Raw genomic sequence first — 15,393 nt, forward strand, 5'->3', positions numbered from 1 at the left:
AAGAAGGAGAGGCCATGCGACTGCTGCATACGATGATCAGAACCGGCAATCTCGAGCGTTCCATCGAGTTCTACACCCAGGTGCTGGGCATGCGCCTGCTGCGGCGCAAGGATTATCCCGAAGGGCGGTTTACCCTGGCCTTCGTCGGTTATGGCGATGAAGAGGCGCATACGGCCATCGAGTTGACGTACAACTGGGGTGTCGACAGCTATGAGCTGGGTACTGCTTTCGGTCATCTGGCCATCGAAGTGGCGGATGTTTATCAGGCCGTCGAGGAGATTCGCCGCAAGGGCGGCCGGGTCGTGCGTGAAGCCGGACCGATGCAGGGCGGCGCGACGGTGATTGCTTTCGTGGAAGATCCGGACGGCTACCGTATCGAGCTGATCGGCAGGAAGACTGCCTGAAAAACTTCACGTTCCACACGCTACTCTCCACACCCATCTTTCATCACCTTCCATCGAGACGATAAGTCCCGCTACCCCATGCTTGCCAATTTGCCGCCGCTGACACGGATTTTGATCATTGCCAATATCCTGGTTTTTCTTGCCCAGGGATTGTTCGGCCCCGCGCTGATTGCCTGGTTCGGCCTCTGGCCGCTGCCGGTGCCCGGTTTTGCCGGCTATCCTTCCTTTCTGCCCTGGCAACTGTTGAGTTACGGCTTTCTGCATGGCGGGCTGACGCATCTGTTGTTCAACATGTTTGCCCTGTACATGTTCGGCAGTGAGCTCGAGCGCGTATTTGGCAGCCGGCGCCTGTTCAACCTGTATTTCGTCAGCATCGTCGTCGGCGGCCTGACGCAACTTCTGGTCTTGAGCGGCACGGATGGCGTGCCGGTGCCTACCGTCGGCGCTTCTGCCGGCGTTTTTGGCTTGCTGCTGGCTTTCGGCCTGTTTTTCCCGCGTCGCACGCTGGTTTTGCTGTTTCCGCCGATTCCGCTGCCAGCCTGGCTGTTCGTCACGCTGTATGGATTGCTGGAATTGCTGCTGGGCGTTTTTTCCAGCCAGTCGGGGGTGGCGCACTTTGCCCACCTGGGCGGCATGCTGGGTGCCTGGCTGGTAATCCGTCAATGGGCCAGAAGACGCTGAAGCAGGGGCGCATTGACTTTCACGCTATAATCAGCGGCTTGCAAAAAAGCCGGCGCGACCTGCGCATAACCTGAAAAACATAATTAAAACAGTGCATTTCCGCTCGGTGTCCGCTGCAATGCGGGTGTGGATGCGGAATGCCGGAACGATTTGACCGATGCAGCATATCCGCAACTTTTCCATCATTGCCCACATCGACCACGGCAAATCCACCCTGGCCGATCGCATCATCCAGTTTTGCGGCGGCCTGTCCGATCGGGAAATGGAAGCCCAGGTGCTCGATTCCATGGCGCTCGAACGCGAGCGCGGCATCACCATCAAGGCGCAGACGGCCGCGCTGCGCTACAAGGCGCGTGATGGCCAGATCTACAACCTGAACCTGATCGATACGCCGGGTCATGTCGATTTCTCCTATGAAGTGAGCCGCTCGCTGTCGGCCTGCGAAGGCGCCTTGCTGGTCGTCGATGCCTCGCAGGGCGTGGAAGCGCAGACCGTGGCCAACTGCTACACGGCGATCGAGCTGGGCGTCGAAGTGGTGCCGGTGCTCAACAAGATCGATCTGCCGGCGGCCAATCCGGATGGCGCGCGGCAGGAAATCGAAGACGTCATCGGCATCGATGCGACGGATGCCATCCTCGCCAGCGCCAAGACCGGCCAGGGGGTGGAAGACATCATCGAAGCGGTGATCGCCCGCATGCCGCCGCCCCAGGGGGATCCGGCAGCGTCATTGAAAGCGCTGATCATCGATTCCTGGTTCGACAGCTATGTCGGCGTGGTGATGCTGGTGCGCGTGGTCGATGGCATGCTGCGTCCCAAGGACAGGATCCGCCTGATGGCCGGCGGCAGCACGCACCTGTGCGAACAGGTCGGCGTATTCACGCCCAAGTCGCAGGCGCGCGAGCAGTTGTCGGCCGGGGAAGTGGGCTTCGTCATCGCCGGCATCAAGGACATCAAGGTGGCCAAGGTCGGCGACACCATCACCCGCGTCGATCTGCCGGCCGCCGAACCGCTGGCTGGCTTCAAGGAAATCAAGTCGCAGGTCTTCGCCGGCCTGTATCCGGTCGAGCCGAATGAATACGACAGCCTGCGCGATTCGCTGGAAAAGCTGAAGCTCAACGATGCCTCGCTGAACTACGAGCCGGAAGTCTCGCAGGCGCTGGGTTTCGGGTTTCGCTGCGGTTTCCTCGGCTTGCTGCACATGGACATCATCCAGGAGCGGCTGGAACGCGAGTTCGATCAGAATCTGATCACCACCGCGCCGACCGTGGTGTATCAGGTGATTCTGCGCGACGGCACGGAGCTGTTCGTCGAGAATCCCTCCAAGCTGCCGGACGTCGGCAAGATTGCCGAGACGCGCGAGCCCATCATCACTGCCACCATCTTCGTGCCCGAGGAATATCTCGGCGCGGTGATCACCCTGTGCGAACAGAAGCGCGGCAGCCAGGTGAATCTGCAATACCGTGGCCGCCAGGTGCAACTGACCTATGAAATGCCGATGGCCGAAGTGGTGATGGACTTCTTCGATCGCCTGAAGTCGGTCTCGCGCGGCTATGCCTCGCTGGATTATGAATTCAAGGAATATCGCGCCGCCGACGTGGTCAAGCTGGACGTGCTGATCAACGGCGACAAGGTCGATGCTCTGTCGGCCATCGTCCATCGCCTGAATGCGCAGTCACGCGGCCGCGCCCTGGCGGCCAAGATGCGCGAACTGATCCCGCGCCAGATGTATGACGTGGCGATCCAGGCGGCGATCGGCGCCAACATCGTGGCGCGCGAAACCATCAAGGCGCTGCGCAAGAACGTGCTCGCCAAGTGCTATGGCGGCGACATCACGCGCAAGAAGAAACTGCTGGAAAAACAGAAAGCCGGCAAGAAGCGCATGAAGCAGGTCGGCAGCGTCGAAATCCCGCAGGAAGCCTTTCTCGCCGTGCTGCGTGTCAATGACAAGTGATTCCCTAGTATCCTAGACGATTCTTTCAGGCGCCTGCCATGAATTTCGCTCTCATCCTCTTCGTTCTGGTCATCGTTACCGGCATCATCTGGTGCCTGGATCACTTCTGGCTGAAGAAACGCCGTCCGGCCGATGCCAGGGATCCCTGGTGGGTGGAATATGGCGCCAGCTTCTTCCCGGTGATCCTGGTGGTCTTCTGTCTACGCTCCTTTGTCGCCGAGCCGTTCAAGATTCCCTCGGGGTCGATGATTCCGACGCTGCACGTCGGCGATTTCATCCTCGTCAACAAATACGCCTATGGCGTGCGCCTGCCGGTCATCAACAAGAAAATCATCGAAGTCGGCTCACCCCAGCGTGGCGACGTGATGGTGTTCCGCTATCCGGAGAACCCCTCGCTCGACTACATCAAGCGCGTGGTGGGCCTGCCGGGCGACAGGATCGCTTATCTCAACAAGCGCCTCAGCATCAATGGCGTCGAAGTGCCGGTCAGGCCGCTCGATGATTTCCTCGACAAGGATCGGCTGACCTACGTCCCGCGCTATGCCGAAACGCTGGGGAATGTCGAGCACCAGATCCTGGTCGAGCCGGAGAGCCCAGAGGCGCCGGCCTTCATCCGCCAGGTGGCGCCGTTCCCGTTCCGGGAAAATTGTCTTTACAATGCCGAGGGCGTTGTCTGTGAAGTGCCGGCCGGGCATTACTTCATGATGGGAGACAACCGCGACAACTCGCGTGACAGCCGTTTCTGGGGTTTCGTGCCGGATGAAAACATTGTTGGCCGGGCCTTTTTCATCTGGTTCAATTTCAACGATCTGCAGCGGATCGGTGCGTTCCACTGAAGCGGCGTGATTCGATAACAAGCGCAGGGGAGGAGTTGATGAGGCAGACGCTATACAAGCAAAAAGGCATTACCCTGACCGGCCTGCTGTTCGTCGGCGTGGGTTTGGTGCTCGTTGCTGTGCTGGCCATGAAGGTGGTGCCGGTCGTGGGCGAGTATTACACGACAGTGGATATCGTGAAGGCGACGGCGAATGATACTGCGCTCGCCAGCGCCGGCATGGCGCAGATACGTTCGGCCTATCAGCGTCGCGCGTTGGTCGCCGACGTCGATTCGGTGGGGCCGGATGATCTGGATATCGGCAAGGAAGGTGGCCGTATCGTCATTTCTTTCGCCTACGAGAAAAAAGTCCATCTGTTCCGCAACGTCAATTTGTTGTTCGAATTTACCGGCAGCAGTGCCGAGTGAGCGATGCGGACCGAGCGGCTGGAGCGCCTGGAACGCGCGCTCGGACATACCTTTCTACGTCGCGAACTGCTGCAGCAGGCGGTAACTCACCGCAGTTACGGCACGCCACACAATGAGCGCATCGAGTTTCTCGGCGACAGCGTGCTCAACTGCGTGATTGCCGCGCGCCTCTTCGAACTCTTTCCAGGCTTGCGTGAAGGTGAACTGTCGCGTCTGCGGGCGAATCTGGTGCGCCAGGAAACCCTGTTCGCGATCGCTCAGGAGCTCACGCTGGGCAACTATCTGCGGCTGGGCGAGGGCGAATTGAAGAGTGGGGGTTTTCGCCGTCCGTCGATTCTGGCCGATGCGCTCGAAGCGCTGTTTGGCGCAATTTTTCTCGAGGCCGGTTTCGAGGCGGCGCGCAGTGTGATTCTGCGTCTCTACGACGCTCAATTCAAAGCCATCGACCCGCGCCAGGCCGGCAAGGATCCGAAGACCGCGCTGCAGGAAATATTGCAGGGGCGCCGCCTCGCCTTGCCGCAATACGTGCTGCTGACGACGCGCGGCGAAGCGCATGCGCAGGAATTCGAGGTCGAATGCCGGGTGGCGGAACTGGATGTCTGCGTTCGCGGCATCGGCAGCAGCCGGCGCAGCGCCGAGCAGGAAGCCGCGCAGCAGGTCTGCCGGATACTCGACGGCAGATGACTGGATGATGGGATGATGCCGGAACGTCCTTCCATGACGCAAGAATTCCGCTGCGGCACGCTGGCCATCGTCGGGCAGCCCAATGTCGGCAAGTCCACGCTGCTCAATCAACTGGTCGGACAGAAGATCAGCATCACTTCCAAAAAGCCGCAGACGACGCGTCACCGGGTGACCGGCATCCTGACGACGGATGAAGGCCAGTTCGTTTTTGTCGATACGCCGGGCTTCCAGACCCGTCATGGCGGTGCGCTGAATCGCACCATGAATCGCAGCGTGACCCAGGCCCTGGCCGAAGTCGATGTCATTCTCTGCGTCCTCGAGGCCGGCCGCTGCGGCCCCGCCGACCGGGCCATTTTCAAGCTGCTGCCGGTGGAGCGGCCGGTGCTGCTGGTCATCAACAAGGTCGACCAGCTTGCCGACAAGGGCAAGCTGCTGCCCTTCATCGATCAGATCAAGGATGAGTTCGATTTCGCCGAAATCCTGCCGCTGTCGGCCATGACCGGCAAGGGAACCGACGTGCTGCTGCGCACCGCGCTGCGCTACCTGCCCGAGCAGCCGGCATACTTTGAAGAAGATGAAATCACCGATCGCAGCGAGCGCTTTCTGGCTTCCGAACTGCTGCGCGAAAAACTGTTCCGCAGCCTGGGTGACGAGTTGCCCTACGGCATGGCGGTGGAAATCGAACGCTTCGAGCAGGAAGGCGGGCTGCGTCGCATCTTTGCCGCCATCATCGTCGACCGGCCGCAACACAAGGCCATCGTCATCGGCAAGGGCGGCGAAAAGCTCAAGGCCATGTCGAGCGATGCGCGGCGCGACATGGAGCGCCTGTTCGGCGGCAAGGTCTATCTGGAAGTCTGGGTCAAGGTGAAAAGCGGCTGGGCCGACGATGAGCGTGCGCTGAAGAGCCTCGGCTACGAGTGATGCGCAGGCGGCAGACGATCCCGGACGACACGAGATAGCGTCATGAGCGGCAACAAACAGCGCATCGACGGACAGCCGGCCTATATCCTGCATAGCTATCCCTATAGCGAGACCAGCCTGATTCTCGATGTGTTTACGCGCGATCATGGCCGTCTACCGCTGCTCGCGCGCGGGGCGCGCCGCCCGCGCTCGGCCTTGCGCGGCGTGCTGCAGGCTTTCCAGCCGCTGGAGCTGGGCTGGTTCGGCAGTGGCGAAGTGCGCACCCTGGCCAAGGGCGAATGGCAGGGCGGCATGCCTTTGCTGGGCGGTACGGCCCTGATGCTCGGCTATTACCTGAATGAATTGCTGCTGCGTCTGCTGCCGCGCGATGATGCGCATCCGCTGCTATTCGATGCGTATGTCGCGGCCTTGCAGCGCCTGAGCGGAATGCGCGCGGGTGATGAAGCGGTGACTGCACTGTTGCGGCGTTTCGAAAAAAACCTGCTGGGCGAGCTGGGTTACGGTCTGACGCTGGAGCGCGATGCCGAGAGCGGCCGGCCCATCGAGGCCGAACGCTGGTATCACTATCGCCTTGAACGCGGCCCGGTGGAATTGGGGGCGATGGAAGAAAACATGGGCCTTGCCGGCACGACGAGCAGCCAGCGCATGCAGGCGATCCGCGGCAAGACCCTGCTTGATCTGGCGCGCGACGACTACACCGATACCCGTACCTTGAGCGAAAGCAAACTGTTGATGCGCTTGCTCATCAACCATCATCTTGCCGGGCAGCCCCTGCAGTCGCGGCGCGTTTTCATGGAGTTGCAGGAACTGTGAATCAGCATTCCCATCCCCTTCCCCTCGAACTGGGCGTGAACATCGATCACGTCGCCACGCTGCGCCAGGCGCGCGGCACCTCCTATCCCGACCCGGTGCGCGCCGCCTTGCTGGCCGAGGCCTGCGGCGCCGATGCGATCACGCTGCATTTGCGCGAGGATCGTCGCCACATCCAGGATCGCGACGTCGAAATCCTGCGTGAGCGGCTTGCCAAGCGGATGAATCTCGAAGCGGCGATTACCGGGGAAATGCTCGCCTTCGCTTGCCGCATCAAGCCGCATGATGTCTGCCTGGTGCCGGAAAGACGCGAGGAGCTGACCACCGAAGGCGGGCTCGACGTGCGTGGCCGCCTTGCCGAGGTGACGGCCGCCTGCGCGCGTCTGGCTGCGGCGGGTTGCCGGGTTTCCCTGTTCGTCGATCCGCAGCGGGAACAGCTCGATGCCGCGCGGGCTGCCGGCGCGCCGGTGGTCGAACTGCACACCGGCCGCTACGCCGAAGCCGTTGCCGCGGATGCGCAGCAAGAGGAACTGCGGCGCATCGTCGCGGCGGCGGCCCATGCGGCTGAAATCGGCCTCAAGGTGAATGCCGGCCACGGCCTGCGCTTCGACAATGTCGCCGCGATTGCGGCGATTCCGCAGATTGCCGAATTGAACATCGGTCATGCCCTGGTGGCCGATGCCATTTTCATGGGCTGGGAAAACGCCATTCGCGAAATGAAGCGGGTAATGCTGGCCGCCCGCGCTGCAGCGGCATCCGCCAAGTGATCTTCGGCATCGGTACCGACATCGTTTCGGTGCGGCGTTTCGAGCGGCTCTGCCAGCGCCACGGCGAGCGCGCGCTGAAGCGCATCCTGGCGTCTGCCGAACGCGACGACTGCCGCGCCAGCCCGGTGCCGGCGCGTTTCCTGGCCAAGCGCTTTGCCGCCAAAGAGGCGCTGGGCAAGGCGCTCGGCACCGGCGTGCGGGCGCCGCTGTTGCTGCCGGCCATCCGCATCGTGCATGATGCGCTGGGCAAACCCGGCTTCGAATATTCCACCGCGCTGGCGGCACATCTGCAGGCACGCCAGCTCGTGGCCCATCTGTCCATCAGCGATGAGCAGGATCAGGTCATCGCCTTCGTCATTCTGGAGCAACGATGAATTCCATGCACCGCCCCTTGTCCTTGCCCCTTGGGCCATTGATGATCGACATCGCCGGCATCGAGTTGACCGAACTGGATCGCCAGCGCCTGTCCCATCCGCTGGTTGGCGGCATGATCCTGTTTGCGCGCAACTATGAGAATCCGGAACAATTGACCTGCCTGTGCGCCGAGATTCACGCCTTGCGCACGCCGCCGCTGCCCATCGCGGTGGATCACGAAGGCGGCCGCGTCCAGCGTTTTCGCGAGGGCTTCACCTGTCTGCCGCCGATGCGCGCGCTCGGCGACTGGTGGGACAGGGAGCCGGAAGCCGCGCTGGCGGCAGCCCATGACATCGGCTACGTATTGGCCACGGAGCTGCGGGCGCGGGGCGTCGACCTGTCCTTCGCGCCGGTGCTGGATCTGGACTACGGTGCCAGTGAAGTCATCGGCAATCGCGCCTTTCACCGCGACCCGCGGGTCGTGGCCGCGCTGGCCGGCGCCCTGATCGACGGCCTGCACCAGGCCGGCATGATCGCCTGCGGCAAACACTTTCCCGGCCATGGCCACGTTGCCGCCGATTCGCACGTGGCGATCCCACGCGATGAGCGCAGCCTGGACGAGCTGGCCGAGGACATGGCGCCGTATCGCGGCCTGGCGCTCGACGGCGTGATGCCGGCGCATGTCATCTATCCTTGTGTCGATGCGCAGCCGGCAGGCTTTTCCTCACGCTGGCTGAAGATACTCCGCGAGGAGCTGAACTTCGACGGCGTGATCTTCAGCGACGATCTGTCCATGGAAGGCGCCAGCGTCGCCGGCGACATCGTCGCTCGCGCCGAAGCCGCCTGGGCGGCGGGTTGCGACATGCTGCTGATCTGCAACGATGCCGATGCGGTTGCAGCAATCCTGGCGCGCTGGCAGCCCGCGCAGGACGACGCACGCTTCCGGGAAAGCAGCCAGCGCATCGCTCGCCTGCTTCCATGCGGCCCGGCACCCGTCTGGGCAGCCCTAGCGCAGGATGCCGTCTGGCAGCGGGGGCGTCAGCTCATTTCCAGTCTGGCGTGATGGCGTAATCGACGCTACGCCGCTGCACCCCTGCGCCGCTGCGCAGGGCTGACGGAAAACCAATTTTCCCCGGCAGCCTGTTTGGGGGGGCTGGCCGCTCTACCGGCGGCAATGTTGCCATTCTGCCCATCTCAGGACTGAGCTTCCCTCGGTTCCTTGTCTGCCAAAGAGCGGCTTCATCCATCCAGGTTTCGATCTCCGAGGGCGGCAGATCAAACGCACGGCTTGCTTTCGACACCGTAATCTTGCCCTGCGGAATTTGAATCACCAGCGCGCTCTTGCGCTTGGCTGTCCAAGGCTTGATTTTTCCTTCCATCACCATGCTCATTGTTAACCTCCTTCAAGGTTAACGCCCGAGCAGGTTTTTCCTGGGCCAATACACAAACCCACGGCGGCAAATGACGCAAGCTGGGCGCAAGCGGCGTGACGCAGATCTCATGCGGGATGCAAATCTATAACTTTCGCCATATTGAAATGGCATCGTGCCTCAGGTAATCTGGCGGCCTGCAAATCGAGACTCATCGTCAGGCGAGCGAGCCTCCCGGCAAGAGGCGCAAGACCGACCCTTGCGCTAGCGAAGAACGAATAACAACAACATGGAAACGCAGACGATGCAGTGGGTTGGGCGGCAAACCAACGATAAACAAACGCGAACGGCGCTATCAATGAAGCTCGGTGCTGGCGGGACGACACAGCAGCGAATCAAAGCTGGAGGGCGGCAATGTGACTGCCGAGTGTTTCGCCCAGACCGTCAACCGGCTCAAGGACAAAGCCGTGATGATTTTCATCAACCTTCAGATGCCCAAGGGCTTACTGGTGAATAAGATGATGAATATGGACAGGTATGCGGTGTATGTGATTTTAGTGAGGGAGGAAATGTGATCAACAAACAAGCGATTGATAGAGTTTATGAACTATCACAGATTTGTACCATTGGCTCTTTAGTAGTGTTAATTCCATTTCTTGCTTACGGTATATGGAGTGATTCGATTCGGTATCCAGAACCGATTCCTAAAATTTTTCATGATGTCAAATTTCGGGTTTCTGGAGCTGCAAGATCCCCGGCTACCATTATTGTTGCCGACAGTGAAGGAAAAATGTTTTTCTCCGATTGTAATGGTCTGGGGACATTGGTTTGTAGTGATGAAAAGTACTGGAAAATGTGGCATTCAGCCAAACAAATTGAAGCTATTGAGGTAGGGCCGAGACGTGGAATAATCAAATCCATTTTAATGGATACAAGTAGAACCATATCGATCGACAACACAAAAGTGAAAGCATGGCTTACAGACAGTAACCGTACTCTATGGCAGGGAATTTATGGCTTGTCAATAGTATTTTGTTTGTCAATTACATTTCTCTGTATTTCTCGTCAGTTACGCTCCACAATTTTTGGAGAAGAGTAAAAATGTCTAACCCAACCACCGTAACACTTATTCTCAGCAATTTAGGCGGCAAGCGGATGCGATCAATGGAACAATTGCTGCCTCAGCTAAACAGACAGCAATTGTACTCCTCTGAATATAAAGAAAACTCCATATATATGGGTTTGATAAAATAGGAGTCACAATGATCGCCCCAATTCCATTAGTCAAAGTACTAAAAAAATCGGCAGGACTAGTGCAAGCAACCTGCATTACCCTAATACCACTAAGTATTTTTGGGTGCAATCCACCAGAGCCCGAGCATTTAATAATCAAAGATCTTAAAGAAAAGGTCAGCAATTTTTACGAAAGTAAAAGCCTAACTGAACTTCTCCGTATAAAAACGGTTTTAGCGGGAAAGGAATTGGAAGGCTTCTGTGTATTAGGCGCTTATGAAGGAAGGGTAACACCAGATAGTGACAAAGTAATTCCCGTTAATGATTTTCTTGGAAAATACCGACTGGTAGGACAAGAAAATTACTGGCACCTTATCGTGAAGACAAGCGATGGGCTTCGATTTGTCAGGTTTAATACCGCTAAAACTCCACTAATTTCACCTCGGCCGGCATATGAAGGGAAAAATTGTGTCGCAACAAGGTCAATTATCTTTTCCAAGAAATCAGTTTTGATAGGAGGAGCACCCCTATTAGGGGGAGGGGGTAATAAAAAGATCGTTATTAACGTTCAACCAGGAGATTGACATGCCTGTTCCAAATTATTCTGATTTGGCTCGTTATACAAGTGAAGCAAACGAAGCCGCGCACCAATTTGGGCTTGACCCGGCAGGCGCCCACAATGAGGACTGGGATGCTTTCCGCCATGCTTATGCAAGTGCTGAGATGACCAGAGAGTATGGTGAGGGCTGGGCACGTTTACTGGGAGATGCAAATGAACTCAAGCGGCCAGGGGGCTTCTTCGATGGGGAAGCCAACATGGACCTCTGGAACAACGCTAGGGGGAGAGAAATTGGAAGAGAGTCGACAAGCAAGGAAGATAGCGCCCGTCGTGTCAAGGATGCGCTTGATCGGGGCGATCTGATGCGCAACCCGAGTGATCCTCGGGTCCGGTATGGTGATGACTACGACGGGTATCCATCGGATTCCTCCAAGGCTGAAGATATTAAGAAAAAAACCGAAAACGCTTCCACTATCCCCTCCCCAATCGCCTTCGACCTAGACGGCGACGGCATCGAAACGATATCGGTCGCCCACGGGGTCCTGTTCGACCACGCCGCTGACGGCTTTGCCGAGCGTACGGGCTGGATCGGCAGGGATGACGGCCTCTTGGTGCGCGACATAAACGGCAACGGCAAAGTCGACTCAGGGCGCGAGCTTTTCGGCTCCGAAACCCTGCTAGAAAACGGCAGCAAGGCCGCAAATGGCTTTGAGGCGTTGACGGAGCTCGACGTCAACGCCGATCGTGTGATCGATGCTAACGACGTAGCATTTTCGGAACTGCGCGTCTGGAAAGATACCAACAGCAATGGCCACACAGATACAGGGGAACTGCTCACCCTGGCAGAGGTCGGTGTCCAGTCTATCAATTTGACCTATACGAATTCCAGCTACGTCGATGCACAGGGCAACGCCCACAAACAGGTGGGCAGCTACACCACTACCGATGGCCAGACCCACACCGCTACCGATGTGTGGGTCAAGACCGATACCATCTACAGTGTGCCAACCGAGTGGGTAAACGTTCCGGAAAATATCGCCGCACTTCCCGACGCGCAGGGTTACGGCAAGGTGCGCGACCTGCGCCAGGCCATGGCGATGGATGCCACGGGCGAACTCAAGGCGCTGGTTACAGCATTCACCCAAGCCACAGCGCCTGAAGATCGGGACACGCTGGTCACGCAGATCATCTACCACTGGGCAGGTGTGCAGGATGTCGATCCGATGAGCCGTGCCGCGACCATGATTTACGGCAACGCTATAGGGGACGCCCGTAAGCTCGAAGCCTTGGAAGAGTTCATGGGCGAGGAATGGGTAGGTGTCTGGTGCTGGGGAACGCGTGATCCCAACCCGCATGGCCGAGCCGCGCCTGTGTTGTTGGCCGCTTGGGATGAACTCAAGGGATTGGTCTATGGCCAGCTCATGGCGGAAAGTCATCTTAAACCGCTGCTCCAGAAAGTCGCCTACCGTTGGGATGAGGTTGTCGGAGGAATCGTGGGAGACTTGTCTGCAGTGGCCGCCGCTTTGACAGAACAAATCCAGATTGACCGCGAGACGGGACTCACTGCGTTGAGGGACTTTCTGCACACGCTTAAAGGTACAGGGCTACTCAAGCGGTTGGATGTGGTGGGTTTCAAAGCTGCTCTTGTGTCACTGGGTGCCGATGTAGTGCAAACCATGAGTGTGGCACTGGCTGGCTGGACTCCAGGCAGTACACCTACAGAAGGCAGTGACGTACTACGTGGCAGCAATTTCGATGATTTGCTCGACGCCCTAGGCGGCAATGACGTACTTGATGGGCGTGGAGGTAACGATGAGTTGCGTGGCGGCTCTGGTTCCGACACCTACCGTTTTGGCCGTGGCGACGGCCACGACACCATTGTCGAAGATTATTCGTGGGGTCCAAGCGAGATTGACCGTATCGAATTCAAGGCTGGGATTTCTCCGGAGGATGTGCACCTGGCGCGGGTGAGTACCGTGAATGGCTGGCGGGTCAGCGACGACCTGAAAATCACTATTCGCGATACCGGCGAGACGTTGACCGTCAAAAACCATTTCAGCGAAAACGACCACTATGCGGTAGAGGAAATCGTTTTTGCAGACGGCACGCGGTGGGATGTGGAAATGATCAAGTCCAGCATTTTGCTGGGTGAAGCCGGTAATGATGAGTTGCATGGCTTCAACAAGCGAGATGACGTGATCGATGGCGGCGCAGGCGATGATGTGCTGGAAGGTGGCACTGGTTCCGACACCTACCGTTTCGGCCGTGGTGACGGTCACGACCTCATTATCGAGGACACGTGGATTCAAGGCGAGACCGACCGCATCGAGTTCAAGGCGGGAATTTCCCCGGAGGACGTGCACCTGGCGCGGGTGCGCACGATGAATGGCCGGCTGATCAGCGACGACCTGAAACTCACCATTCGCGACACCGGCGAGACGCTCACCGTGAAGAACCATTTCAACGAGAGCAACCGCCATGCGGTGGAGGAAATCGTCTTTGCCGATGGCACGCGGTGGGATGCGGAAACGATCAAGTCGCTCAGCCTGCTGGGCGGCGCCGGCAACGACGAACTGCGCGGCTTCAACGGGCGGGATGATGTGCTGGCGGGTGGTGCAGGCAATGACACGTTGGCGGGCGGCTCGGGTTCCGACACCTACCACTTCGGCCTGGGCGACGGCCTGGACATGATCGACGAGGGCTACACGGCTGGCGAGGACACGGTGGCGCTGGGCGCTGGCGTCACACCTGCCGATGTCACCGTGCGCTGGACGATGCAAGGCGACATGACGATCACCCTGTCCGATGGCAGCCGCCTGACCGTGCGCGGTCAGGCGGATACCTGGTCGCTCGAGCGGGGCATCGAACAACTGCGCTTTGCCGACGGCACGGTGTGGGATCGGGCTGCGCTGGCCGCCCGCGCGCTGGCGGCGACCGACGGCAATGACGTGATCGTCGGCAGTTACGAAGACGACATTCTGGATGGCGGCGCGGGCAACGACCACTTCCAGAACCTGGGCGGCGATGACACCTATCTGTTCGGCGTGGGCGACGGCCAGGACGTAATCGAACCAACCTATGGTCGCCTGCTGTTCAAGCCGGGTATCGGCCAGAACGATGTGAGCTTTGCCCGCGACGGCAAGGATCTGATCGCCACCGTCGCCACTTCGGGCGATGCGGTGCGCATCAAGGCCTGGTTCAACAATTACAGTTGGCAGCGCATTGACCGTTTCGACTTCGACAACGGCGCAAGGCTCAATGTGAGCGACGTGTTCGACAAGCTCGGTGTGAGCGAAGATCAGGAAATCCTCTACGGTTCGCCGGGCGATGATGTGCTGACCGGCACCGAAAAGGACAGCACGCTCCATGGCCGCGAAGGCAACGACACGCTGGTCGGTAGCGCGGGCAGCGACATTTATGTTTTCAACAGTGGCGATGGTGTGGACATCATTGAGGATTCGGCAGGCCAAGATCGCATTTTCTACGCCGGAATCCAGTTGACGGGGGGCGGAGCGATTGTTGAATCCGGGTCGGTCTGGCAGCAGAAATCGGGCGAAATGATCTTTACCTACACTGTGAGCCAGGTGACGGAGAACGGTGAAACCTACCCACGGTTATCGATCAGCGGTCCGGACGGCACGATCCAGGTTAACCGCTGGCAGGCTGGAGATTTGGGGATCGTGCTGGAGGGTGCGGGAGCGCCCCCGGCCAAGTCTGGCCCCAAAGAGACGTACGAGGGAAAACAAGGCACCTTGTTCGTGGGCGATGCTTCTGGCAATCAACTGGTTGGCGGTGCGAAGAGCGATCTGCTGGCCGGCGGGCGAGGTGAGGATCGTTTGCTCGGAGGAGAGGGTAACGATTTCCTGTTGGGTGACCACGAAGAATTGCCGCTTGCGGCTGGCGAGAAACAGATCGTCAATATTCCTGCCAATCAAGGATTTTGGAGGATGGCAGCATGAGGAAATTTCTGGCGTTTTTTGTATTTGCCGGTTTGGCGCTCGTATCGCTGACAGGCTGTGAAAAATACCAACTTGATGCAGAGGCTCGGCGGTTGTGTGCCATTGATGGCGGCATCAAGGTTTATGAAACCGTGGAGTTGCCACCCGAAAAATTCAACGAATGGGGGCAGCCGAATTTCTATAGGCCAGATCAGGGAGAAAATGCGCTCGGGGTAGATTACGTATTCAAGAAAAAAGTTATCTACTACCGACAGGGTAACCCTGAAATGTGGAAGACGCATATACAGGTAATTCGCCGAATCGACGAAAAAACTCTCGGTGTATCGACCAGCTATTCTCGCCGAGGTGGAGATCTTCCAGGGCCGGCACATGATTCATCTTTTGGCTGCCCTGAAGATCGTGGTGACGTTCCTCTATTAATGCGAATTTTTCAACAGACATCTGACAGGAAATGAAC

Annotated in this window: 17 protein-coding genes; 16 read left to right on the plus strand and 1 reads right to left on the minus strand. The window is 58.7% G+C overall.

The features are described 5' to 3' along the window. Nucleotides 1-14: 14 nt before the first annotated feature. From gloA to nagZ, 11 genes are all read left to right on the plus strand, one after another. Complete coding sequence (gloA, locus tag SDENCHOL_RS07115; protein ID WP_154716594.1) at nucleotides 15-404, plus strand: lactoylglutathione lyase; 390 nt, start codon at nucleotides 15-17, stop codon at nucleotides 402-404. Between the two features lie 78 nt (nucleotides 405-482). Then, entirely contained in the window at nucleotides 483-1,085 is a 603-nt protein-coding gene (locus tag SDENCHOL_RS07120; RefSeq protein ID WP_154716595.1) for a rhomboid family intramembrane serine protease, read from the plus strand. A gap of 157 nt (nucleotides 1,086-1,242) precedes the next feature. Next, on the plus strand, nucleotides 1,243-3,036 hold the full coding sequence (gene lepA / locus SDENCHOL_RS07125) for a translation elongation factor 4 (protein WP_154716596.1): 1,794 nt from the start codon (nucleotides 1,243-1,245) through the stop codon (nucleotides 3,034-3,036). 38 nt (nucleotides 3,037-3,074) lie between these two features. After that, entirely contained in the window at nucleotides 3,075-3,872 is a 798-nt protein-coding gene (gene lepB, locus SDENCHOL_RS07130; protein WP_154716597.1) for a signal peptidase I, read from the plus strand. A gap of 38 nt (nucleotides 3,873-3,910) precedes the next feature. Next, a complete protein-coding gene (locus tag SDENCHOL_RS07135; RefSeq protein WP_154716598.1) occupies nucleotides 3,911-4,279 on the plus strand; it encodes a DUF4845 domain-containing protein in 369 nt (122 codons plus the stop codon). 3 nt (nucleotides 4,280-4,282) lie between these two features. Continuing rightward, entirely contained in the window at nucleotides 4,283-4,963 is a 681-nt protein-coding gene (rnc, locus tag SDENCHOL_RS07140) for a ribonuclease III (protein WP_154716599.1), read from the plus strand. 33 nt (nucleotides 4,964-4,996) lie between these two features. Continuing rightward, entirely contained in the window at nucleotides 4,997-5,884 is an 888-nt protein-coding gene (gene era / locus SDENCHOL_RS07145) for a GTPase Era (protein WP_197706871.1), read from the plus strand. A gap of 42 nt (nucleotides 5,885-5,926) precedes the next feature. Then, entirely contained in the window at nucleotides 5,927-6,697 is a 771-nt protein-coding gene (gene recO / locus SDENCHOL_RS07150; protein ID WP_154716601.1) for a DNA repair protein RecO, read from the plus strand. Next, nucleotides 6,694-7,461: a pyridoxine 5'-phosphate synthase gene (pdxJ, locus tag SDENCHOL_RS07155; protein ID WP_154716602.1), complete on the plus strand. Its 768-nt coding sequence runs from the start codon at nucleotides 6,694-6,696 to the stop codon at nucleotides 7,459-7,461. The genes recO and pdxJ overlap by 4 nt, the downstream gene beginning before the upstream one ends. Next, entirely contained in the window at nucleotides 7,458-7,835 is a 378-nt protein-coding gene (gene acpS / locus SDENCHOL_RS07160; RefSeq protein WP_154716603.1) for a holo-ACP synthase, read from the plus strand. Before pdxJ ends, acpS begins: the two co-directional genes overlap by 4 nt. Nucleotides 7,836-7,858: 23 nt before the next feature. Continuing rightward, nucleotides 7,859-8,878, plus strand: coding sequence for a beta-N-acetylhexosaminidase (gene nagZ, locus SDENCHOL_RS07165; RefSeq protein WP_197706951.1), 1,020 nt, complete (start codon nucleotides 7,859-7,861; stop codon nucleotides 8,876-8,878). On the opposite strand, the gene SDENCHOL_RS07170 is transcribed toward nagZ, so the two are convergent. After that, a complete protein-coding gene (locus SDENCHOL_RS07170) occupies nucleotides 8,859-9,206 on the minus strand; it encodes a hypothetical protein (RefSeq protein ID WP_154716604.1) in 348 nt (115 codons plus the stop codon). The genes nagZ and SDENCHOL_RS07170 overlap by 20 nt on opposite strands. 347 nt (nucleotides 9,207-9,553) lie before the next feature. On the opposite strand from SDENCHOL_RS07170, the gene SDENCHOL_RS07175 reads away from it, so the two are divergent. The 5 genes from SDENCHOL_RS07175 to SDENCHOL_RS07195 all read left to right on the plus strand — a co-directional run bounded on the left by SDENCHOL_RS07175 (nucleotide 9,554) and on the right by SDENCHOL_RS07195 (nucleotide 15,391). Next, nucleotides 9,554-9,760, plus strand: a complete 207-nt coding sequence (locus SDENCHOL_RS07175; protein WP_154716605.1) for a hypothetical protein — start codon at nucleotides 9,554-9,556, stop codon at nucleotides 9,758-9,760. Further along, nucleotides 9,757-10,284, plus strand: coding sequence for a hypothetical protein (locus SDENCHOL_RS07180; protein WP_154716606.1), 528 nt, complete (start codon nucleotides 9,757-9,759; stop codon nucleotides 10,282-10,284). Before SDENCHOL_RS07175 ends, SDENCHOL_RS07180 begins: the two co-directional genes overlap by 4 nt. Before the next feature lie 163 nt (nucleotides 10,285-10,447). After that, nucleotides 10,448-11,002, plus strand: a complete 555-nt coding sequence (locus tag SDENCHOL_RS07185; protein WP_154716607.1) for a hypothetical protein — start codon at nucleotides 10,448-10,450, stop codon at nucleotides 11,000-11,002. 1 nt (nucleotide 11,003) lies between these two features. After that, nucleotides 11,004-14,936 carry a calcium-binding protein gene (locus SDENCHOL_RS07190; protein ID WP_154716608.1) on the plus strand — a complete coding sequence of 1,311 codons (3,933 nt, stop codon included), beginning with the start codon at nucleotides 11,004-11,006 and terminating at the stop codon, nucleotides 14,934-14,936. Further along, nucleotides 14,933-15,391 (plus strand): hypothetical protein, encoded by a 459-nt coding sequence (locus SDENCHOL_RS07195; RefSeq protein WP_154716609.1) that lies wholly within the window; start codon nucleotides 14,933-14,935, stop codon nucleotides 15,389-15,391. The genes SDENCHOL_RS07190 and SDENCHOL_RS07195 overlap by 4 nt, the downstream gene beginning before the upstream one ends. The last annotated feature ends 2 nt before the right edge of the window (nucleotides 15,392-15,393 follow it).

This window comes from Sterolibacterium denitrificans, assembly GCF_900174485.1.
Taxonomy (GTDB): domain Bacteria; phylum Pseudomonadota; class Gammaproteobacteria; order Burkholderiales; family Rhodocyclaceae; genus Sterolibacterium; species Sterolibacterium denitrificans.

Coding starts and splice junctions, on each gene's coding strand:
- gloA (WP_154716594.1), top strand. CDS start 15: ATGCGACTGCTGCATACGATGATCAGAACCGGCAATCTCGAGCGTTCC.
- SDENCHOL_RS07120 (WP_154716595.1), top strand. CDS start 483: ATGCTTGCCAATTTGCCGCCGCTGACACGGATTTTGATCATTGCCAAT.
- lepA (WP_154716596.1), top strand. CDS start 1,243: ATGCAGCATATCCGCAACTTTTCCATCATTGCCCACATCGACCACGGC.
- lepB (WP_154716597.1), top strand. CDS start 3,075: ATGAATTTCGCTCTCATCCTCTTCGTTCTGGTCATCGTTACCGGCATC.
- SDENCHOL_RS07135 (WP_154716598.1), top strand. CDS start 3,911: ATGAGGCAGACGCTATACAAGCAAAAAGGCATTACCCTGACCGGCCTG.
- rnc (WP_154716599.1), top strand. CDS start 4,283: ATGCGGACCGAGCGGCTGGAGCGCCTGGAACGCGCGCTCGGACATACC.
- era (WP_197706871.1), top strand. CDS start 4,997: ATGACGCAAGAATTCCGCTGCGGCACGCTGGCCATCGTCGGGCAGCCC.
- recO (WP_154716601.1), top strand. CDS start 5,927: ATGAGCGGCAACAAACAGCGCATCGACGGACAGCCGGCCTATATCCTG.
- SDENCHOL_RS07170 (WP_154716604.1), bottom strand. CDS start 9,206: ATGAGCATGGTGATGGAAGGAAAAATCAAGCCTTGGACAGCCAAGCGC.
- SDENCHOL_RS07185 (WP_154716607.1), top strand. CDS start 10,448: ATGATCGCCCCAATTCCATTAGTCAAAGTACTAAAAAAATCGGCAGGA.
- SDENCHOL_RS07190 (WP_154716608.1), top strand. CDS start 11,004: ATGCCTGTTCCAAATTATTCTGATTTGGCTCGTTATACAAGTGAAGCA.
- SDENCHOL_RS07195 (WP_154716609.1), top strand. CDS start 14,933: ATGAGGAAATTTCTGGCGTTTTTTGTATTTGCCGGTTTGGCGCTCGTA.